Source organism: Enterobacter wuhouensis (genome assembly GCF_035835995.1).
GTDB classification, from domain to species: Bacteria; Pseudomonadota; Gammaproteobacteria; order Enterobacterales; family Enterobacteriaceae; genus Enterobacter; species Enterobacter wuhouensis.
The window spans coordinates 1,328,858-1,347,778 of sequence record NZ_CP142124.1; the positions used below are offsets into that span (position 1 = coordinate 1,328,858).

An 18,921-nucleotide genomic window follows, 5' to 3' on the forward strand; every position below is an offset into this window, starting at 1 on the left:
AAATGCCTACTTAAACAACGCACTCAATCTGTCTAACACCAGCATCGCGCTGTAATAATCCAGGCGGAACGTCTCGGTTCCCAATGCCCAGACGCGCTTGTTCTGCACGGCGGGCAAATGCGCCAGCAGCGGGTTGGCGTAAATCGCGTCGACGTCTTTCTGGTCGCCCGCAAACAAGAACAGCCCTTCGCCGTTCAGCCCCGTCGCCAGGTTTTCCCCGCCCAGCTGAATAATGTCGTGGCGTTTGCCCTGGCTTTTGGAGGTCTGCAGCCCGGCGGGCAGTTCCGCCAGCGTAAAGCCCAGCTGGTGCAGCAGCTTGCCCTGCGCGGATTCAGCGGTCCACAGGTTGGCGCTGTGCGCGGCAGCGGTGTAGACGATGGCGTTCACCGGCTGCGGCGGCAGCTTCATCTGCTGTTTCACCTGCGCGAGCTGTTTATCAAACGCGGCAATGCGCCCGGCGGCCTGTTTTTCCTGCCCGGTGAGGGTGCCCAGCTGCGTCAGCAGTTCCTGCCAGCTCTTGTCGTCGTAGTTAATGATAAGCGTGGGGGCGATGGCGGAGAGCTGATCGTACAGCGCCAGCGCGGAATCTCCGCCGGTGGCGCTGATGAGGATCAGGTCCGGCATCTGGGCCGCGACCGCTTCGGCGCTCGGCTCACCGATGTACAGCCGGGCCAGCTTGCGCTGTTTTGCGATATCTCCCCACTGGCGTAAAAAGCCCTGCGCATCCGCCACGCGGTTGTTCGGCGTGGTGGCACCGCTGGCGACGACCGGGGCGTCAATCGCCAGCAGCGATCCGGTTAAGGTTACGCTGGTGGAGACAATGCGCGTCGGCTTGCTCTCAAGCGTGTGAACGCCGCGGCTGTCGGCCACCTGACGCGGCCAGTCGGCGGCGGTGGCTGAGGTTAGTCCTAAAACAAAAAATCCTGTTAAAAGAAGGGCATTACGGCAAACGGCAGGGAGTTTCACGGAGCGGCATCCTGTTTTTATTGAAGTTAATGCTTCTCATTTTCATGATTGCGGGGAAGGGATGCAAGCGTTAGTCGCACAAGTTGTTTGCTCTGCGGTTGACACCGGGGCGCTGTGAGATTAGGTTAGCCATCGAAAATATAAATGATAATCATTATTACTGCTTTTATCATTTTAGGAGGATGATATGGATACGTCATTGGCTGAGGACACCCAGCACACCGCGACCACGCTGCAATCAGACAGCTTTTTCTTTATGTCGCCCTATCGCAGTTTTACCACGTCAGGCTGTTTTGCCCGCTTCTCTGAGTCCGCCGTCGGCGGCGACGATCCGAACGGCAACTTCCAGCAAAAATTAGCCCAGGCTTTCCAGAACGCGAAGGCCAGCGGCATTGCCCACCCGGTGATGGTGGGCGCTATTCCGTTCGATACCCGCAAACCGTCGTCCCTGTTTATCCCCCAGCGCTGGCAGACCTTTTCTCGCCCGGCGCGCCAGCAGTCCTCGCGCTATTTCTCCGCCGCGCAGGCGCTGAACGTGGAAAAACGGACCGAGATCCCACCGCAGCCGGTGTTTGAAGAGATGGTTGCCCGCGCCGCGTCGCTGACCGCCACGCCGCAGGTGAACAAGGTGGTGCTCTCGCGCCTGATCGATATTGCGGCCGACAAAACCCTCGACAGCGGTGCGCTGATGGAGCGCCTGATCGCCCAGAACCCGGCGAGCTTTAACTTCCACGTGCCGCTGGAAGACGGCGGCGTGCTGCTGGGCGCAAGCCCGGAGCTGCTGCTGCGCAAAGAGGGCGCGCACTTTAGCTCGCTGCCGCTGGCAGGCTCGGCGCGCCGTCAGCCGGACGACGTGCTGGACAGAGAAGCGGGCAACAAGCTGCTGGCCTCTGAAAAAGACCGTCACGAGCACGACCTGGTGACCCAGGCGATGAAGGCCGTTCTGGCACCGCGCAGCCACCATCTCAGCATGCCGGATTCTCCTCAGCTGATTACCACCCCGACCCTGTGGCACCTGGCGACGCCGGTAGAAGGTGACGCGCGTGAAAATGAAAACGCCCTGACCCTGGCCTGCCTCCTGCACCCGACGCCTGCCCTGAGCGGATTCCCGCATCAGGAGGCGAAACAGCTGATTGCCGAGCTGGAGCCGTTCGACCGCGAGCTGTTTGGCGGCATCGTCGGCTGGTGCGACAGCGAAGGCAACGGCGAATGGGTGGTGACCATCCGCTGCGCGCGTCTTCGCGAAAATACCGTGCGCCTGTTTGCCGGCGCGGGCATTGTCCCCGCCTCCTCGCCGGTGGGCGAGTGGCGCGAAACCGGCGTGAAGCTCTCCACCATGCTCAACGTTTTTGGTTTGCACTAAGGAATACTCATGACCATCCCCTTTACCCGCTGGCCTGAGGAATTTGCCCGCCGCTACCGTGAGAAAGGCTACTGGCAGGATCTGCCGCTGACGCACATTCTGACGGATCGTGCGCAAAGCGATGCCGTGGCGATTATCGACGGCGAGCGGCACATTACCTACCGCGCGTTTAATCAGGCGGTGAATAACCTGGCCTCTGCCCTCCAGGCGCAGGGGCTGCACCGCGGCGAGACGGCGCTGGTGCAGCTCGGCAACGTGGCCGAGTTCTACATCACCTTCTTCGCGCTGCTGCAAATCGGCGTGGCGCCGGTCAACGCGCTCTTTAGCCATCAGCGCAGCGAGCTGAACGCCTACGCCGCGCAGATCAAACCCGCCGTGCTGATTGCCGATCGCGACCACGCGCTGTTCGCGGGCGATGACTTCCTCAACGCCTTTGTGGATGAGCACCGCTCGGTCCGCGTCGTATTGCTGCGCGGCGATCGGGGCGAACACGCCCTGGAAACGGCGATTGCGCGTCCGGCCGACAACTTTATCCCGAACCCGACGCCCGCCGACGAAGTGGCCTTCTTCCAGCTTTCCGGCGGCAGCACCGGCACGCCGAAGCTGATCCCGCGCACGCATAACGATTACGACTACAGCATCCGCCGCAGCAACGAGATTTGCGGCATTACCGCCGAAACGCGTTACCTCAACGCCCTGCCTGCGGCGCATAACTACGCCATGAGCTCGCCGGGATCGCTCGGCATCTTCACCGCCGGGGGCTGCGTGGTGCTGGCGAACGACCCGAGCGCCACGCTCTGCTTCCCGCTGATTGAACAGCATCAGGTTAACGTCACCTCGCTGGTACCGCCGGCGGTCAGCCTGTGGCTGCAGGCGATTGCCGAAGGGGCGGGGAACGGTCAGCTTACGTCGCTGAAATTGCTGCAGGTGGGCGGTGCACGCCTGTCCGCCACGCTCGCGGCGCGCATTCCGGCGGAAATCGGCTGTCAGCTTCAGCAGGTATTCGGCATGGCGGAAGGGCTGGTGAACTACACCGCGCTCGACGACGCGCCGGAACGCATCATCAACACCCAGGGCCGTCCGATGTGCCCGGACGACGAAGTGTGGGTGGCGGACGAGCACGGTAACCCGCTGCCGCGCGGCGAAGTCGGGCGTCTGATGACGCGCGGGCCCTATACCTTCCGCGGCTATTTTAACAGCCCGGAACACAACGCCAGCGCCTTTGATGCCGACGGCTTTTACTGCTCCGGCGACCTGATCGCCATCGACGAGCAGGGGTACATCACCGTGCAGGGGCGCGAGAAGGATCAGATCAACCGCGGCGGGGAGAAGATCGCCGCCGAGGAGATCGAAAACCTGCTGCTGCGCCACGAGTCGGTGATCCACGCCGCGCTGGTGAGCATGGAGGACAGCCTGCTGGGCGAAAAAAGCTGCGCGTATCTGGTGGTGAAACAGCCGCTGCGCGCGGTCGAGGTGCGCCGCTTCCTGCGCGAGCAGGGCGTTGCCGAATTCAAGCTGCCGGACCGCGTGGAGAGCGTGGATGCGCTTCCGTTAACGCCGGTCGGCAAAGTCGATAAGAAACAGCTGCGCCTGTGGCTCGCTGAACGCGCCCGGGGCTGAGGAACAGAGTATGGCTATACCAAAATTAACCGCTTACGCGCTGCCGACCGCCGCAGAGCTGCCGACCAATAAAGTGAACTGGGCCTTTGAGCCGGAGCGCGCGGCGCTGCTTATCCACGATATGCAGGAGTACTTCCTGAACTTCTGGGGTGAAAATAGCGCGATGATGCAGCAGGTGGTGGCGAACATCGCTAAACTGCGCGCTTACTGCAAAGAACACAACATACCGGTGTACTACACCGCCCAGCCGAAAGAGCAGAGCGATGAAGACCGCGCCCTGCTGAACGACATGTGGGGGCCGGGCCTGACCCGCTCGCCGGAGCAGCAGCGTATCGTCGCTGAACTGACGCCGGACGAAGCCGACACGGTGCTGGTGAAGTGGCGCTACAGCGCGTTTCATCGCTCGCCGCTCGAGCAGATGCTGAAGGAGACGGGCCGCAACCAGCTGCTGATTACCGGCGTGTATGCCCACATCGGCTGCATGACCACCGCCACCGATGCGTTTATGCGCGACATCAAGCCGTTCTTTATCGCCGACGCGCTGGCGGATTTCACCCGCGACGAGCACCTGATGTCGCTGAACTACGTAGCGGGACGCTCGGGCCGCGTGGTGATGACCGACGAGCTGCTGCCGTCCGTTCCGGCAACCAAAGCCGCGCTGCGCGAGCTGATCCTGCCGCTGCTGGACGAGTCCGACGAGCCGATGGATGACGAAAACCTGATCGACTACGGTCTGGATTCGGTGCGCATGATGGCGCTGGCCGCCCGCTGGCGCAAGGTGCACGGCGACATTGATTTCGTTATGCTGGCCAAAAATCCAACAATCGACGCCTGGTGGGCGCTGCTCTCCCGCGAGGTGAAGTGATGGGTTTTGATTTTACCGGCAAAACCGTCTGGGTGACGGGCGCGGGGAAGGGGATTGGCTACGCGACGGCGCTGGCGTTTGTGGAGGCGGGCGCGCAGGTGACCGGGTTCGATCTGGCGTTTCCGCTGGGTGATTATCCGTTCGCCACCGAAACGCTGGACGTGGCGAACGCCGCGCAGGTGCAGGAGGTGTGCGGGCGTGCGCTGACGACGCTTGAGCGCCTGGACGTGCTGGTCAACGCGGCGGGCATTCTGCGCATGGGGGCGACGGACCAGCTCTCGCAGGAGGACTGGCAGCAGACCTTCGCGGTCAACGTCGGCGGCGCGTTCAACCTGTTCCAGCAGACGATGGGCCAGTTCCGCCGTCAGCAGGGCGGGGCGATAGTGACCGTGGCGTCCGACGCGGCGCACACGCCGCGCATCGGCATGAGCGCCTACGGCGCGTCGAAGGCGGCGCTGAAAAGCCTGGCCCTGACCGTCGGGCTGGAGCTGGCGGGTAGCGGCGTGCGCTGTAACCTGGTGTCGCCGGGCTCAACGGACACCGACATGCAGCGCACCCTGTGGAAAAGCGACGATGCGGAGCAGCAGCGCATTCGCGGCTTTGGCGAGCAGTTTAAGCTCGGCATTCCGCTCGGCAAGATTGCCCGTCCGCAGGAGATTGCCAGCACCGTGCTGTTCCTCGCTTCGGATGCCGCCAGCCATATCACCCTGCAGGATATCGTGGTGGACGGCGGCTCCACGCTGGGGGCGTAAGATGATCTGGAAACGTCATTTATCGCTCGACGCGCTGAACGCCACCAGCGAGAACACCCTGGTGGCGCATCTCGGCATCGTCTATACCCGCCTCGGGGACGAGACGCTCGAGGCCGAAATGCCGGTGGACGCCCGCACCCATCAGCCGTTTGGCCTGCTGCACGGCGGTGCGTCGGCGGCGCTGGCGGAAACGCTGGGATCGATGGCCGGTTTTCTGATGACCCGCGACGGGCAGAACGTGGTTGGCACGGAGCTGAACGCCACGCACCACCGGGCGGTGTCGCAGGGTAAGGTGCGCGGCGTGTGCCAGCCGCTGCATCTCGGGCGCTCCAGCCAGAGCTGGGAGATTGTGGTGTTCGACGAGCAGGGGCGGCGGTGCTGCACCTGCCGGTTGAGTACGATGGTGCTGGGTTGATTTTGTGCGGTTTGTTGCCCTCACCCTAACCCTCACCCTAACCCTCTCCCACAGGGAGAGGGGACGGTTTAGTGCAAAATTACGTGTAGGCCGGGTAAGGCGAAGCCGCCACCCGGCGTTTACAATGTCGAGACGATCCGCTTTAACAAGCGAATTCTCGGCTCAATCGACGCTTTATCCAGCCATTCCGCGGGGCTGTGGAACCCGGCGCCAATCGGGCCCAGTCCGTCGAGCGTCGGGATGCCCAGCGCGGCGGTGTGGTTGGCGTCGCTGCCGCCGCCGACCGCCTGCCAGGTAATGTCGATACCCTCCGCTTTTCCTGCCGCTTCAACCTGCTGCATCAGGGCCTGCGTCGCAACGCTGGCTGCCATCGCCGGCTTGTGATTCACCCGCGCAAGCGTAGTGGTCACGCCGTCTAAAAAGCCGTTTTCACATAACGCTTCCAGCGCCTGATTCACCCGGTCGTACTCGTCGTTTTCCCAGAAGCGCACGTCGAGTTCGGCTACGGCGTTATCCGCCACCACGTTTGCCGCGCTGCCGCCGTGGATCACCCCGACGTTGAGCGTGGTGCCGCGATCCCAGTCGGTTAGCGCATTAATGGCGATAACGCTGTTTGCCAGGGCGGTAATTGCCGAGCGGCCTTTTTCCGGATCGTTACCCGCATGCGCCGCCACGCCGCTGAAGGTGAGGTGATAGCCCGCCATCCCTTTACGCGCTTTCACCAGCGAACCGTCGGCGCGGGCGGCTTCACACACCAGCACGCAGCGGGAACGCTTCGCCAGCTCGCCGATCCATTCGTGGGAGTGCACCGAGCCGGTCTCTTCGTCCGGGTTCATCGCCACGGCTATCGCGAGACGATCGTTGTCCGCGGCGTCGAGCCCGCGCATCGCCCACAAAATATTCAGAAGTCCGCTCTTCATATCCGACACGCCGGGGCCATACAGGCGGGTATCATCCTCGCTCATCGGGCGCTCGGCGACGGTGCCGGGGGCAAAGACGGTATCGAGATGGCCGACCAGCAGCACGTCAAAATGCTCCGCCTGCGGCTTATTGCAGACGAACACGCCCGGGCCCACCTTATCGCCCAGATTAACCTGCTCGGTGTGCCAGCCCTCTCGCTGCCAGAGCTGCTGCATAATGCCCGCAACGGCGGCAACGCCCGCAATGGTCTGGGTGCCGCAGTCCACGTTCACCAGGGTTTTCAGCTCTTCAATATAGTGGTCAAGATTCATGTTCACGTCCTGTTCAGAGAATAATGCGCATCAGCAGCATGGCTAAAAACGCGTTGACTACCGAGATGGCGATCATCAGCGGGATACGTTTGGCGCGGGTGCCGATCACGCCCAGAATGCGGCCCAGATACTGCACCTGCGAGCCCATCAGGTAGATGGCGGGTGCCAGGATCGCCAGGTGCTCGCCGGTAATAATGCCTTTATCAAACAGGCCGATGGCGACGCCGATCCCGCCGCCCATCGACATCCAGCCGCCGATCAGCACGGCGGCGGCCTCACCCGGCAGGCCGAACAGGCCCATCAGCGGGGCGAAGATCATGCCCAGCCCTTTCAGCGCGCCGGTAATTTCCAGCGCTTTGATGATGATAAACGCCATCACCACGTTGGGCAGGGTGCTGCCGGTGGCAATGCCCCAGCCCTTGCGCGCGCCTTCGACAAAGACATCGGTAATAACGGGATTTGACTGTGGGGCACTCATGCGGCGTCTCCTTCTGCCGGTTGTTTCGCAGGGGCTTCTTTGCCCGTAAACGTCAGGATCAGGCGCAGCATATTCGCGCCGACAATCTTCATGATGAACATCACCGCAATACAGGCTCCGATGGACGTGGGAACCGCCGCGGTGCCGTCAACGGCGACCAGCGTAAAGAGGATCGCGCCGGAGGAGAAAAAGTTGGTGATCATTGCCCCGGCGGAGAACTGGAACATGGCGAACACGTCTTTCTCTTTTTCGCTTATTTGCCCTTCGTCTGACAGGTTGCGGGTCAGCGACGCGCCCACGTCGGTGCTTTGCAGGCTGCCGATCAGCGCCAGCCCGGTGGTGCCGGGAATGCCCAGCAGCGGGCGCAGCAGCGGGGTTAAGAGCTTGCGGGCGGCACGCAGGGCGCCGTAGTGCTCCAGCACGTTGATCATCCCCAGCGCGAACATCACCGCGGGAATTAAGCCGAGCGCGAAGAGAAACCCGTCCATCGCGCCGCTGCCGCCGGTGCCGCGAAAGGCGCTGCTGGCGGTCGTCAGGATGCCATCATCCAGGCTGGCCTTACTGACCACTTTGCCAAACGCGCCGTTGAGGGTGGTGAAATCAAAAACGCCGTACCACTCCTTTCCGCCCAACAGGCCGGAGAAGAAAACGGCTGCAAACGCCAGGGCGAAGTACGCGCCGGGCCCGACCTTATACTCCTGAGGTACTGAACTGTTCATATCCTTTTCCTTGTAAGCGCGCGATCGCGCAGGATCATTCTGGCGAGGTTATAACCAAAAAAAATGATACAAATCATTCCGTAAGGCGGTGGCAGGATGAAAAAGGCAAAAGTGTGACCGGTGACGGCGCGAAAGTGATCGGCTTAACACTGTGGTGTAAATGTCTGGTTTGACCACGCATAATTACGTTTCAAAGTTGTTAAATTTCCGCCGTTGTTCTAGAAACAAAATGTAACAACTCACGGTTTCACTACAGCGGAAAACAACTATGAACAACTCAGGGAAATACCTTACATGGGCAGGGCTCTCCGTTGTGGGAGCCTTTGCCCTGGGCTATATCGCCCTTAATCGGGGGGAACAGATCAACGCGCTCTGGATCGTTGTCGCCTCCGTTTGTATTTATCTGATCGCCTATCGTTTTTATGGTCGCTATATCGCGAAGAACGTCCTGGGGGTTGATAGCACGCGCATGACGCCCGCCGTGCGCCATAACGACGGGCTGGACTACGTGCCGACCGATAAAAAGGTGCTGTTCGGCCACCACTTCGCGGCGATTGCCGGGGCGGGCCCGCTGGTGGGGCCGGTGCTGGCGGCGCAGATGGGCTACCTGCCGGGGATGATCTGGATCCTCGCCGGCGTGGTGCTGGCGGGGGCGGTGCAGGACTTTATGGTGCTGTTCGTCTCGACCCGCCGCGACGGGCGTTCGCTGGGTGAGCTGGTGAAAGAGGAGATGGGGGCAACCGCCGGGGTGATTGCGCTGGTGGCGACCTTTATGATCATGGTGATCATCCTCGCGGTGCTGGCGATGATCGTGGTGAAAGCGCTGACCCACAGCCCGTGGGGAACCTATACCGTGGCCTTCACCATTCCGCTGGCGCTGTTTATGGGGATCTACATTCGCTACCTGCGCCCGGGGCGCATCGGTGAAGTGTCGGTAATCGGTCTGGTGTTCCTGGTATTCGCCATTATCTCCGGCGGCTGGGTGGCGGAAAGCCCGACGTGGGCACCGTGGTTTGACTTTACCGGCGTACAGCTGACCTGGATGCTGGTGGGCTACGGCTTTGTGGCGGCGGTGCTGCCGGTGTGGCTGCTGCTGGCTCCGCGCGACTATCTCTCCACTTTCCTGAAAATCGGCACCATCGTCGGGCTGGCTATCGGCATTCTGATCATGCGCCCGACTCTGACCATGCCCGCACTGACTAAATTCATCGACGGCACCGGCCCGGTCTGGACCGGTAACCTGTTCCCGTTCCTGTTTATCACCATCGCCTGCGGCGCGGTGTCCGGCTTCCACGCGCTGATTGCCTCCGGCACTACGCCGAAGATGCTGGCGAATGAAAATCAGGCCTGCCTGATTGGCTACGGCGGCATGCTGATGGAGTCCTTCGTCGCCATCATGGCGCTGGTCTCGGCCTGTATCATCGACCCGGGCGTGTACTTCGCGATGAACAGCCCGATGGCGGTGCTGGCCCCTGCCGGAACCGTTGACGTGGTGGCGTCTGCCGCGCAGGTGGTAAGCGGCTGGGGCTTTGCCATTACCCCTGAAACGCTAACGCACATTGCCAATGAGGTGGGCGAGCAGTCGATTATCTCCCGTGCGGGCGGGGCACCGACGCTGGCGGTGGGCATGGCCTACATCCTGCACGGCGCGCTGGGCGGGCTGATGGACGTGTCGTTCTGGTATCACTTCGCCATCCTGTTTGAGGCGCTGTTTATCCTGACGGCGGTGGACGCGGGAACCCGTGCGGCGCGCTTTATGCTGCAGGACCTGCTGGGGGTGATCTCCCCGAACCTGAAGCGCACCGACTCGCTCCCGGCTAACCTGCTGGCAACGGCGCTGTGCGTGCTGGCGTGGGGATACTTCCTGCATCAGGGCGTGGTCGATCCGCTGGGCGGGATCAACACCCTGTGGCCGCTGTTCGGTATCGCCAACCAGATGCTGGCGGGCATGGCGCTGATGCTCTGCGCGGTGGTGCTGTTCAAGATGAAGCGCCAGCGTTACGCCTGGGTGGCATTAGTGCCAACCGCATGGCTGCTGATTTGCACCCTGACGGCGGGCTGGCAGAAAGCCTTCAGCCCGGACAACAAGGTGGGCTTCCTGGCAATCGCCAACAAGTTCCAGGCGATGATCGATAGCGGCAAGATCCCGGCGCAGTACACCGAGTCCCAGCTGTCGCAGCTGGTGTTTAACAACCGTCTGGACGCCGGGCTGACCATCTTCTTTATGGTGGTGGTCGTGGTGCTGGCGTTGTATTCTCTCAAGACCGCGCTGGCGGCGTTGAAAGTCGACAAGCCAACGGCGAAAGAGACGCCCTACGAGCCGATGCCTGAAAACCTGGAAGAGATTGTCACCCAGGCCAAAGGGGCGCATTAACCAAATCCCCTCACCCCAGCCCTCTCCCCAAAGGGGAGAGGGTGTTGTAAGTTCCCTCTCCCCTTTGGGGAGAGGGTTAGGGTGAGGGGGAAACAAACGAGAAACTGATTATGTTCGACACCCTTTCCAAAGCAGGTAAGTACCTGGGCCAGGCCGCCAAAATGATGATTGGCGTGCCGGACTACGACAACTATGTCGAGCATATGCGCGTCAACCATCCGGACCAGACGCCCATGACCTACGAAGAGTTTTTCCGCGACCGCCAGGACGCCCGCTACGGCGGCAAGGGCGGGGCGAAGTGCTGTTAACCCTCTTTCGGTAAATAGAGGCTGATCTGCTCCTGCTTGCAGCCGTAGATTACCGCCAGCTTTTCGCGGGTGCGCTTTTGCGGACGGGAGTCCAGCGCTTCAAGCTGTGATACGGCGGACTGACTGATGCCGAGTTTCTCCGCCACCTCCTGCTGGGACATGCCGCGCAGTATACGCCACGCGGCCTGCAGGCTGACGTTCTGCCAGGTCATGATGCTGCACACTTCTCCGGGCAATTCCACGTCATCCAGACTGTCGTGTTCGACCTCAATATCCTCCAGATCGTCGTCGGTTTCGTCGTCAATTTCTGCCATCTGTAAGAGCATACGAAAATATTCGTGATAGGGAATAACGACGTACTGCGTTTTCCCGTTATCGTCCTTGATTAGCTGTACAGCCATAGTTGGCACTCTCCTCATGCAGGTAAGTCGTTGAAGTTCTGCGCTTGACGGCCAAAACATAACAATGGTCATCGGGATCGTCGCGAAGCGTATAGATGATGCGGTAATCGCCTACGCGTAGCCGGAAATGATCTTCTGTCGCCGATATTTTTTTGATATCGGGCCGGGGAGCCGAGCGGTCATCCAGCTCAGCAAGCTTTACCTCAATGCGACGCTGATACCGCTCGTCAATCTTTGAAAACGCCTTCTTTGCACCATTGGACCAGACAATCTTCATCCGTACCTCCACTGTACGCCCACACAAAATATAAGGAAATAATAAGACTATTAGATAAATTCCGAATTTCTTATGGGGTACTGTAGAGCGGAGAAAAAACGGGAGAAAGCGGCAAAACGCAAACCTTCGAGGCTGCTCGGAAACGCCTCTGTCGGGCGACAGAGGCGTGCAGGAAATATGCGATCAGGCGTTCAAACCGCCGTCCACGTCCAGACCGGTTCCGGAGATTTGCCCGGCAAGCGGGCTGGCAAGAAACGTGACCGCAGCCGCGACGTCTTCCGGCTGGCCGTAATGACCCAACGCAATAAGCTGACGCTGAGAGTCAGCCTGTTCGCCGTCTTCCGGGTTCATATCGCTGTTGGTGGGGCCGGGGTGGACCAGATTTACGGTAATGCCGCGCGGCCCTAAATCGCGCGCCAGCCCGCGGGTGAGGGAGTTAAGGGCAGATTTGGTCATCGAGTAAACCGCGATCCCCGGCTGCGCCACGCGGTTCGCCAGACAGCTGCCGATGTTGATAATGCGCCCGCCGTCGGACATGTGCACCAGCGCTTCCTGAATGGCGATTACCACGCCGCGAATGTTGACGTTGATAAGGGCGTCAATATCCGCCAGCGTCATGGACTCTAGCGGGCCGCCGCGCGCAATTCCGGCGTTGTTGATCAGAATATCCAGCCCGCCAAGGGAACGCGCCGCGTGGGTGACGGCATCCTGAATGGCCTGCGCGCTGGCGCTGTCGGCCTGAATCGCCTCGCCGTGCCGCCCGAGCGCCTTAATTTCATCGGCGACCGCCTGGGCTTTATCGGCGGACTTTTCATAGGTGATAACCACGTCGGCACCGGCGCGCGCCAGCGACAGGGCAATAGCCCGACCCAGCCCGCGGCTGGCGCCGGTGACCAGCGCCTTCTTACCTGTTAAATCGATCTGCATGATGACCTCGTTACGAGAGTGGTGAGAATCATCATTAGGTATAGACGGTCGGCGCAATTAACGGCGGAAGGATTCCACCTTCTCAAACGCGGCGCGCAGAACCTCAGGCGTTAACGCAACCGGCAGATAGTGAATCGACTCCACCGGGCGCAGGGTGTGGGCAATGACCTTATCCAGCGCTTCCCGGTTATTGATGTCGACGTCCAGCTCGCGAAGCGTGGTCGGCAGGTTAAAGCGCTGGTACGCCGCCACCAGCTGCGCCAGCACGTCGTCCTGGCCGAGCAGGGCGCTCTGCACCAGAATGCCGTAGGCTACCTTGGTGCCGTGCAGGTATTTTTCCGTCTGCGGCAGCACGGTCAAGCCGTTGTGCACCGCATGCGCTGCCGCCACGCGCGTATAGCGTTCGCCCAGGCCGCCGACCATCCCGCCGCCGGCGATAATCGCGTCCACCACGTCCCGAAATGCCTGCGTCTGGTCGCCGCGCTGCTGGTCGGCCAGCGCCTCTTCGCTGCGCTCCAGCAGCACGTCTCGGATCGCCAGCGCGCCATTGATGCCCAGCCGCACGGTCAGCGGCAGGTTCTCCGGCTCAGGTGCCAACACCACCGCTTCGTACCACTTCGCCAGCGTATCGCCGATGCCCGCCAGCAGATATTCCGCCGGGGCGTTAAGGACGATCTGCGGCTCCACCAGCACCAGGAAGTTGGCGTCGTCGAAAATTTCGAACTGCAGCGCCTGACCGGCATCGTTGTACCAGACGGAGAGCGGCGTCCAGGCCGCGCAGGTGGCGGCGATAGTGGGGATGCCCACGAACGGTACCCCTAAGCGGCGCGCCACGGCCTTGACGGTATCCATCACCGCGCCGCCGCCGACGCCAATCACCACGCTGGCGTTGCTGCCGGACTCATTCACCAGATGGGTGACGTCGTGCTCGCTGCAGTGGCCTTTAAACAGCAGATGTTTCGCTCCCGGCGCGTTAAAGCTCTCCGGCAGGAAGGGGCGCGCGCCCTCGATAGCGCGCTCGCCGAAGATCCACACCGCGCGGGACAGCTGGTCCGGGGTGAAGAATTCATTCAGATGCGCAAGGCTGCCTGGATGAGAGAAGTAGTTCGCCGGGCCGGGCACGACGCGAATATCGGTGTTGCTCATGGTGTTGTCCTTTTTTTAGCAAGCGCTAACCCGATGTTATGTCTGGACATCCGGATGGCTAATAATATTTCGCTTTATCTTATGCCTTTTCCGTCGTTGTCAGTCAACCGGAGCTGTGAAAAATTCGATAAATCAGAAGAGTAATGAAGGATTTACGCGGATGGTTTCCAGTCGCCTTGAGATGCGCGGTATCAGCCTGGCCTTTTCCGGCTTTCAGGCGCTGTCGCGCGTGAATTTCACCTTAACCGGCGGATCCGTACATGCGCTGACCGGTGCCAACGGCGCGGGGAAATCGACCCTGATGGCGGTGCTGTGCGGCACGCATGACCACTATGAGGGTGAAATCAGCATTAACAACCAGCCGGTGACGATCCGCGAGCCGCTGGACGCCAAACGGCTGGGGATCCACCTCGTGCAGCAGGAGGTGGACGTGGCGCTGATCCCGGGATTAAGCATTGCCGAAAACATCATGCTCGACCAGCTGGCGCAGCCGGGACACCGCTATAGCTGGCGCACCGTACGCCAGCAGGCGAGGCAGGCGCTGGCGCAGCTCGACGTTTCACTCGACGTTCGCCGTTCCATCGACAGCTGTTCACTGGCCGAAAAGCAGCAGATTTTGCTGGCACGCGCCCTGTCACACCACTGCCGTTTTTTGATTCTTGATGAGCCCACCGCGCCGCTGGATGCGCACGAGAGCGAGCGCCTGTTTGCGGTGGTGAGACGTTTAAAAGAGCAGGGCATCGGCGTGGTGTTTATCTCCCACCGCATTCACGAGCTGAAGGCCATCTGCGACACCTTAACGGTGCTGCGTGACGGCAAGCTGATCGAGACCGGCCCGATGGCCGATCTTAGCGGTGAAGCGATCGTCGAGAAGATGCTCGGCCACGTGCTGAGCGATATCTATCCGCCCGCGCGACCGCCGCACGGCGACGAAACGCTGCTGCGCGTTGAGGGGCTTCACGACGACGCGCTGCTAAAAGATATCTCCCTGCACCTGCGCAAAGGCGAAATTCTCGGGATTGCCGGGCTGGCGGGGGCGGGGAAAACCGAACTCTGCAAGGCGCTGTTTGGCGCCACCAAAAGCCTCGTGGCGCGCGGCGAGCTGAACCATCAGGCCTGGCAGCCGCGCGATCCGGCCGACTCCGTGCTGCGTGGTCTGGCGCTGGTGCCGGAGGAGCGCCGCAAAGAGGGCATTTTTATCGACGAGCCGGTGAGCATGAACCTTGCCGTGTGCGCGGATAACAGCTTCTCGCGCTGGAGCCTGTTTGGCCATCGTCAGGCGTGGCGCTGGGCGGAAGAGGTCATCGCCCGCGTCGGCGTGCGCGCGCGTGGGCCGGGGCAGGTGCTGCGCCGCCTGTCCGGCGGCAACCAGCAGAAGGTCGCCATCGGCAAATGGCTGCGCAATGACGCCAGCGTGCTGATATTCGACGAGCCGACCAAGGGGGTGGACGTGAAGGCCAAAACCGACCTGTTTCAACTGATCGACGGCCTGGCGCGCGAGGGCAAAGGGGTGATTTACGCCTCGGGCGAGTTTGCCGAGCTGGTCGGGCTGTGCGACCGCATTTGCGTGCTGTGGGACGGGCGCATCGTGGCGGAAATCGCCGGGGCCGAGGCCCGGGAAGAGACACTACTTTATTATTCAACCGGAGGAACGGCGTCGTGAGCAAGGCCCTTTCAGTGACCGCGGCGGCGTCTGGCCGTCAGCAGATTTTCGATTTTCTCTACAAGTGGGGCATGCTGTTAACCGTCGTCGCGCTGGTGGCCGTGTTTGGCCTGGCGTCGGACAGCTTCCTCGATCCGAACAACATCATCAACATTCTGCGCTCGATTGCCATCGTGACGGTGATTGCCATTGGCGTGTCGATTTCATTGACCATCGGCGGGTTCGATCTCTCTGTCGGATCCACCGCCTCGCTGGCGAACGCGCTGGTGATTTCGCTTTTCGTCTGGCACGGCTTTGGTACCACCGAGTCGATTCTGATTACGCTGGCGCTCTGCACGCTGGTGGGGCTGTTTAACGCCTTCATGATCGTCATCCTGCGCATTCCGGACATGCTCGCGACGCTTGCCAGCCTGTTTGTGATTCAGGGCGTGGCGATGACCTACAGCTACGGCGGCTCGATTACCGAGAACATGGTGCTGCCGAGCGGCGATATGGCGGAAGGGACCATTCCGGCGGCGTTCAGCCTGCTGGGGCAGGTGCCGACCATCGTGATCGTCATGCTGGTGGTGACCGTGCTGGCGCAGCTGGGGCTGTCGCTGACCACGCACGGACGCCGGATGTACGCCATCGGCGGCAACCCCGAAGCGGCGCGCCTCTCCGGCATTCGCACCACGCGCTACAAGGTGGCGGCCTACGTGATTGCCTCGCTGCTGGCGGGCCTGGGCGGGATTTTGCTGGCGTCGCGCATCGGTTCGTCGCAGGTGAATGCGGGCGGCGGATACCTGATGGATGCGGTGGCGGCGGCGTGGATCGGCTTCTCGCTGGCGGGTTCCGGGAAACCGAACGCGCTGGGTACGCTCGTCGGGGCGGTGATCCTCGGCGTGCTGTCGAACGGGCTGGTGATGCTCTCCGTGCCGTATTACGCCATGGACATTATAAAAGGGCTGGTGCTCGCAGTGGCGCTGGCGATGACCTACATACAAAAACGCTGACAACACAACGGGATAAAAAATGAAAAAGATTGCACTCTCTTTGGTGGCACTTGGACTGCTCACGGCTCTGCCAGGCTTCGCGGCTACGCCCGCGCCGGTTCCGGCGGCCATTGCGAACCATGACGGCCCGATCCGCATCGCGGTGATCCGCAACCTCGGCTCGGACGACAACACCACGCAGTTTGTTGCCGGGGCGATTCAGGAAGGGAAAAAGCTCGGCTTTAAGGTCAGCACCTTTTTAAGCAACGGGGATGACGCTAAATTCCAGGACTTCGTGAACCAGGCGATCAGCCAGAAATATGACGGGATTATTCTCTCTCAGGGGCGCGATCCGTACTCCACCGCGCTGGTGAAGAAGGCGGTGGATGCCGGTATTAAAGTCGCGGTCTTTGATACCGCCGTTAACGGCGAGATCCCGGGCGTGACCGTCACCCAGCAGGACGATGCCTCCCTGACGAACCTCTCCTTCGGCCAGCTGGCGAAAGATTTCAACGGCAAGGCCAATATCGTCAAGCTGTGGGTCGCGGGCTTCCCGCCGATGGAGCGCCGTCAGGCAGCCTATAAAGAGCTGCAAAAGCAGTATCCGGACATCAAAGAGCTGGAGTCCATCGGTGCCGTCTCCTCTGACGTGCAGGGCGATACCGCCAACAAGGTGGGTGCGATCCTCGCGAAATACCCGAAAGGCAAAATCGACGCCATCTGGGGCACCTGGGACGCCTTCAGCCAGGGCGCGTATAAGGCGCTGAAGGAGAACGGCCGCACCGAGATCAAGCTCTACAGCATCGACATCTCCAACCAGGATCTGCAGCTGATGCGCGAACCGGGCAGTTCGTGGAAGGTGAGCGTGGCGGTGGATCCGAAGCTGATTGGCGCGACGAACGTGCGTCTGGTGGCGAACAAGATTGCCGGGGAAGCGACGCCTGCAACCTACGATTTTAAAGCGGCCGCCATTCCGCAGGCGCTGCTGACCGCCCAGCCGGGGCCGGTGAACGTGGCGTCTCTGGGAAAAATCATTCCTGGCTGGGGCCAGACGGAAGATTTTATCGCGCCGTGGTTTGCGACGCTGGAAGCGAAAAACAAGTAAAACCAAGCCGGGTGGCGTCAGGTGCGGCCTGATGCCCTCACCCCGGCCCTCTCCCTTTGGGAGAGGGGGAAAACCAACAGGAGCTCAAGGTGACTTCTTTACCCCCTCCAGAATACAGCCGCAATATGCGGCTGATTGGCCATAGCGACCAGGGCGGTCGTCCGGACGGCGTGCAGCTGATGGTGCACCGCGGCTTCGCGTATATCGGCCATATGGTGTCGCAGGGCTTTTCGATTGTCGACGTGCGCGACCCGAAGAACCCAAAGGCCGCAGGCTACGTGCCCGCGCCGCCCGGCACCTGGAACGTGCACCTGCAGGCGCATGACGACCTGCTGCTGGTGATTAACGCCCGGGATCTGTTTGCCGATGCCCGCTTTGCCGACGAGAAGGTGTACTACACCCGCCAGGTGGGGGAGACCGTCAGCGACGTGCAGGACAAAGGCTGGAGCGCCGGGCTGCGCGTGTTTGATATCTCCACGCCGGACAGGCCGCGCGAAATCGGCTTTCTGTCGCTGAGCGGCATCGGCATTCACCGCATCTGGTACGTCGGTGGCCGCTGGGCCTACGTTTCAGCGCTGATCGACGGCTTTACCGACTACATCTTCCTGACCATCGATCTTGCGGACCCGCGCAAGCCCGAAGTGGCGGGGCGCTGGTGGCTGCCGGGGATGAACCAGGCAGAAGGGGAGAGGCCGAACTGGCCGGAAGGGAAACGCTACGCGCTGCACCACGCGATTATCGCTGGCGATACCGCCTACGGCAGCTGGCGCGACGGCGGCCTGACGCTGCTGGACGTGAAGGACCGCACCCGGCCGAAGCTCATTAGCCACCGCAACTGGAGCCCGCCGTTTGGCGGCGGGACGCACACCGCGCTGCCGCTGCCGGACCGCGATTTGCTGGTGGTGCTGGACGAAGCGGTGCTGGATAACCAGGAGGACGGCGAGAAGCTCATCTGGCTGTTTGATATCCGCGAGCCGTCGAACCCGGTGAGCATCTCGACCTTCCCGCAGCCGGATGAAACCGACTACGTGGCGAAAGGGGCGCATTTCGGCCCGCACAACCTGCATGAGAATCGGCCGGGGAGCTTCGTCAGCTCGACGCTAATTTTTGCGACCTATCAGAACGCGGGCGTTCGCGCGTATGACATTTCCAATCCGTATCGACCGGTGGAAACGGGGGCGCTGGTGCCCGCCGCACCGGAGAGGATGATGGACACGCGGCCGAATCGCCCTCAGGTGATCCAGTCGTGCGACGTGTTTGTGGACGCGCAGGGGATTATTTACAGCACGGATTATAACGGTGGATTGTCGGTGATTGAGTATTTGGGGTAAGTGCGGTT

Annotated in this window: 19 protein-coding genes; 11 read left to right on the plus strand and 8 right to left on the minus strand. The window is 61.5% G+C overall.

Translation table 11 applies throughout. The features are described 5' to 3' along the window. Positions 1-6: 6 nt before the first annotated feature. A complete protein-coding gene (fepB, locus tag VPX56_RS06330; RefSeq protein WP_326470592.1) occupies positions 7-966 on the minus strand; it encodes a Fe2+-enterobactin ABC transporter substrate-binding protein in 960 nt (319 codons plus the stop codon). A gap of 187 nt (positions 967-1,153) precedes the next feature. Here fepB and entC point away from each other — a divergent pair, with 187 nt between their 5' ends. The 5 genes from entC to entH are packed head-to-tail and all read left to right on the plus strand — an operon-like array spanning position 1,154 to position 5,981. Then, complete coding sequence (entC, locus tag VPX56_RS06335; protein ID WP_326470594.1) at positions 1,154-2,329, plus strand: isochorismate synthase EntC; 1,176 nt, start codon at positions 1,154-1,156, stop codon at positions 2,327-2,329. A gap of 9 nt (positions 2,330-2,338) precedes the next feature. Further along, entirely contained in the window at positions 2,339-3,949 is a 1,611-nt protein-coding gene (entE, locus tag VPX56_RS06340) for a (2,3-dihydroxybenzoyl)adenylate synthase EntE (protein WP_131633124.1), read from the plus strand. A gap of 10 nt (positions 3,950-3,959) precedes the next feature. After that, positions 3,960-4,814, plus strand: a complete 855-nt coding sequence (locus VPX56_RS06345) for an isochorismatase (protein WP_263610495.1) — start codon at positions 3,960-3,962, stop codon at positions 4,812-4,814. Beyond that, positions 4,814-5,566, plus strand: a complete 753-nt coding sequence (gene entA / locus VPX56_RS06350) for a 2,3-dihydro-2,3-dihydroxybenzoate dehydrogenase EntA (RefSeq protein ID WP_407655121.1) — start codon at positions 4,814-4,816, stop codon at positions 5,564-5,566. The genes VPX56_RS06345 and entA overlap by 1 nt, the downstream gene beginning before the upstream one ends. A gap of 1 nt (position 5,567) precedes the next feature. Then, positions 5,568-5,981 (plus strand): proofreading thioesterase EntH, encoded by a 414-nt coding sequence (gene entH, locus VPX56_RS06355; RefSeq protein ID WP_326470599.1) that lies wholly within the window; start codon positions 5,568-5,570, stop codon positions 5,979-5,981. Between the two features lie 119 nt (positions 5,982-6,100). On the opposite strand, the gene VPX56_RS06360 is transcribed toward entH, so the two are convergent. The 3 genes from VPX56_RS06360 to VPX56_RS06370 are packed head-to-tail and all read right to left on the minus strand — an operon-like array spanning position 6,101 to position 8,410. Continuing rightward, positions 6,101-7,213: a M20 family metallopeptidase gene (locus VPX56_RS06360; protein ID WP_326470600.1), complete on the minus strand. Its 1,113-nt coding sequence runs from the start codon at positions 7,211-7,213 to the stop codon at positions 6,101-6,103. A gap of 13 nt (positions 7,214-7,226) precedes the next feature. Then, positions 7,227-7,691 carry a YjiG family protein gene (locus tag VPX56_RS06365; RefSeq protein ID WP_263610498.1) on the minus strand — a complete coding sequence of 155 codons (465 nt, stop codon included), beginning with the start codon at positions 7,689-7,691 and terminating at the stop codon, positions 7,227-7,229. Beyond that, positions 7,688-8,410: a nucleoside recognition domain-containing protein gene (locus VPX56_RS06370; protein WP_326470604.1), complete on the minus strand. Its 723-nt coding sequence runs from the start codon at positions 8,408-8,410 to the stop codon at positions 7,688-7,690. The genes VPX56_RS06365 and VPX56_RS06370 overlap by 4 nt, the downstream gene beginning before the upstream one ends. A gap of 268 nt (positions 8,411-8,678) precedes the next feature. Here VPX56_RS06370 and cstA point away from each other — a divergent pair, with 268 nt between their 5' ends. Both cstA and VPX56_RS06380 read left to right on the plus strand, forming a co-directional pair. Further along, complete coding sequence (cstA, locus tag VPX56_RS06375) at positions 8,679-10,784, plus strand: pyruvate/proton symporter CstA (protein ID WP_131633117.1); 2,106 nt, start codon at positions 8,679-8,681, stop codon at positions 10,782-10,784. A gap of 110 nt (positions 10,785-10,894) precedes the next feature. Then, positions 10,895-11,092 carry a YbdD/YjiX family protein gene (locus VPX56_RS06380; RefSeq protein ID WP_006809671.1) on the plus strand — a complete coding sequence of 66 codons (198 nt, stop codon included), beginning with the start codon at positions 10,895-10,897 and terminating at the stop codon, positions 11,090-11,092. Here the strand turns inward: VPX56_RS06380 and VPX56_RS06385 are convergent. From VPX56_RS06385 to VPX56_RS06400, 4 genes are all read right to left on the minus strand, one after another. Continuing rightward, entirely contained in the window at positions 11,089-11,493 is a 405-nt protein-coding gene (locus VPX56_RS06385) for a helix-turn-helix domain-containing protein (protein ID WP_326470608.1), read from the minus strand. The genes VPX56_RS06380 and VPX56_RS06385 overlap by 4 nt on opposite strands. Next, positions 11,465-11,770 (minus strand): type II toxin-antitoxin system RelE family toxin, encoded by a 306-nt coding sequence (locus VPX56_RS06390; protein ID WP_159513636.1) that lies wholly within the window; start codon positions 11,768-11,770, stop codon positions 11,465-11,467. The genes VPX56_RS06385 and VPX56_RS06390 overlap by 29 nt, the downstream gene beginning before the upstream one ends. Before the next feature lie 183 nt (positions 11,771-11,953). Further along, positions 11,954-12,697, minus strand: a complete 744-nt coding sequence (locus VPX56_RS06395; protein ID WP_326470614.1) for an SDR family NAD(P)-dependent oxidoreductase — start codon at positions 12,695-12,697, stop codon at positions 11,954-11,956. Positions 12,698-12,754: 57 nt separating this feature from the next. After that, positions 12,755-13,843 carry an oxidoreductase gene (locus VPX56_RS06400; protein ID WP_326470616.1) on the minus strand — a complete coding sequence of 363 codons (1,089 nt, stop codon included), beginning with the start codon at positions 13,841-13,843 and terminating at the stop codon, positions 12,755-12,757. Positions 13,844-14,003: 160 nt separating this feature from the next. Between VPX56_RS06400 and VPX56_RS06405 the strand changes: the two genes are divergently transcribed. The 4 genes from VPX56_RS06405 (at position 14,004) to VPX56_RS06420 (ending at position 18,913) form a co-directional block, all read left to right on the plus strand. Next, the gene (locus VPX56_RS06405) at positions 14,004-15,506 is read left to right on the plus strand and encodes a sugar ABC transporter ATP-binding protein (protein WP_326470618.1); all 1,503 of its coding nucleotides are present in this window, start codon (positions 14,004-14,006) and stop codon (positions 15,504-15,506) included. Further along, positions 15,503-16,498 carry an ABC transporter permease gene (locus VPX56_RS06410; protein WP_326470620.1) on the plus strand — a complete coding sequence of 332 codons (996 nt, stop codon included), beginning with the start codon at positions 15,503-15,505 and terminating at the stop codon, positions 16,496-16,498. The genes VPX56_RS06405 and VPX56_RS06410 overlap by 4 nt, the downstream gene beginning before the upstream one ends. 19 nt (positions 16,499-16,517) lie before the next feature. Beyond that, entirely contained in the window at positions 16,518-17,582 is a 1,065-nt protein-coding gene (locus VPX56_RS06415; protein ID WP_131633111.1) for a sugar ABC transporter substrate-binding protein, read from the plus strand. Between the two features lie 89 nt (positions 17,583-17,671). Beyond that, positions 17,672-18,913 (plus strand): LVIVD repeat-containing protein, encoded by a 1,242-nt coding sequence (locus VPX56_RS06420; RefSeq protein WP_207389436.1) that lies wholly within the window; start codon positions 17,672-17,674, stop codon positions 18,911-18,913. The last annotated feature ends 8 nt before the right edge of the window (positions 18,914-18,921 follow it).

Bases quoted from the DNA above. Each gene is read 5' to 3' on its own strand.
- VPX56_RS06395 (WP_326470614.1), bottom strand. From the start codon at position 12,697: ATGCAGATCGATTTAACAGGTAAGAAGGCGCTGGTCACCGGCGCCAGC.
- VPX56_RS06385 (WP_326470608.1), bottom strand. From the start codon at position 11,493: ATGGCTGTACAGCTAATCAAGGACGATAACGGGAAAACGCAGTACGTC.
- VPX56_RS06380 (WP_006809671.1), top strand. From the start codon at position 10,895: ATGTTCGACACCCTTTCCAAAGCAGGTAAGTACCTGGGCCAGGCCGCC.
- VPX56_RS06345 (WP_263610495.1), top strand. From the start codon at position 3,960: ATGGCTATACCAAAATTAACCGCTTACGCGCTGCCGACCGCCGCAGAG.
- cstA (WP_131633117.1), top strand. From the start codon at position 8,679: ATGAACAACTCAGGGAAATACCTTACATGGGCAGGGCTCTCCGTTGTG.
- VPX56_RS06370 (WP_326470604.1), bottom strand. From the start codon at position 8,410: ATGAACAGTTCAGTACCTCAGGAGTATAAGGTCGGGCCCGGCGCGTAC.
- VPX56_RS06360 (WP_326470600.1), bottom strand. From the start codon at position 7,213: ATGAATCTTGACCACTATATTGAAGAGCTGAAAACCCTGGTGAACGTG.
- VPX56_RS06400 (WP_326470616.1), bottom strand. From the start codon at position 13,843: ATGAGCAACACCGATATTCGCGTCGTGCCCGGCCCGGCGAACTACTTC.
- VPX56_RS06390 (WP_159513636.1), bottom strand. From the start codon at position 11,770: ATGAAGATTGTCTGGTCCAATGGTGCAAAGAAGGCGTTTTCAAAGATT.
- entE (WP_131633124.1), top strand. From the start codon at position 2,339: ATGACCATCCCCTTTACCCGCTGGCCTGAGGAATTTGCCCGCCGCTAC.
- VPX56_RS06365 (WP_263610498.1), bottom strand. From the start codon at position 7,691: ATGAGTGCCCCACAGTCAAATCCCGTTATTACCGATGTCTTTGTCGAA.
- entH (WP_326470599.1), top strand. From the start codon at position 5,568: ATGATCTGGAAACGTCATTTATCGCTCGACGCGCTGAACGCCACCAGC.
- entC (WP_326470594.1), top strand. From the start codon at position 1,154: ATGGATACGTCATTGGCTGAGGACACCCAGCACACCGCGACCACGCTG.
- entA (WP_407655121.1), top strand. From the start codon at position 4,814: ATGGGTTTTGATTTTACCGGCAAAACCGTCTGGGTGACGGGCGCGGGG.
- VPX56_RS06405 (WP_326470618.1), top strand. From the start codon at position 14,004: ATGGTTTCCAGTCGCCTTGAGATGCGCGGTATCAGCCTGGCCTTTTCC.
- VPX56_RS06415 (WP_131633111.1), top strand. From the start codon at position 16,518: ATGAAAAAGATTGCACTCTCTTTGGTGGCACTTGGACTGCTCACGGCT.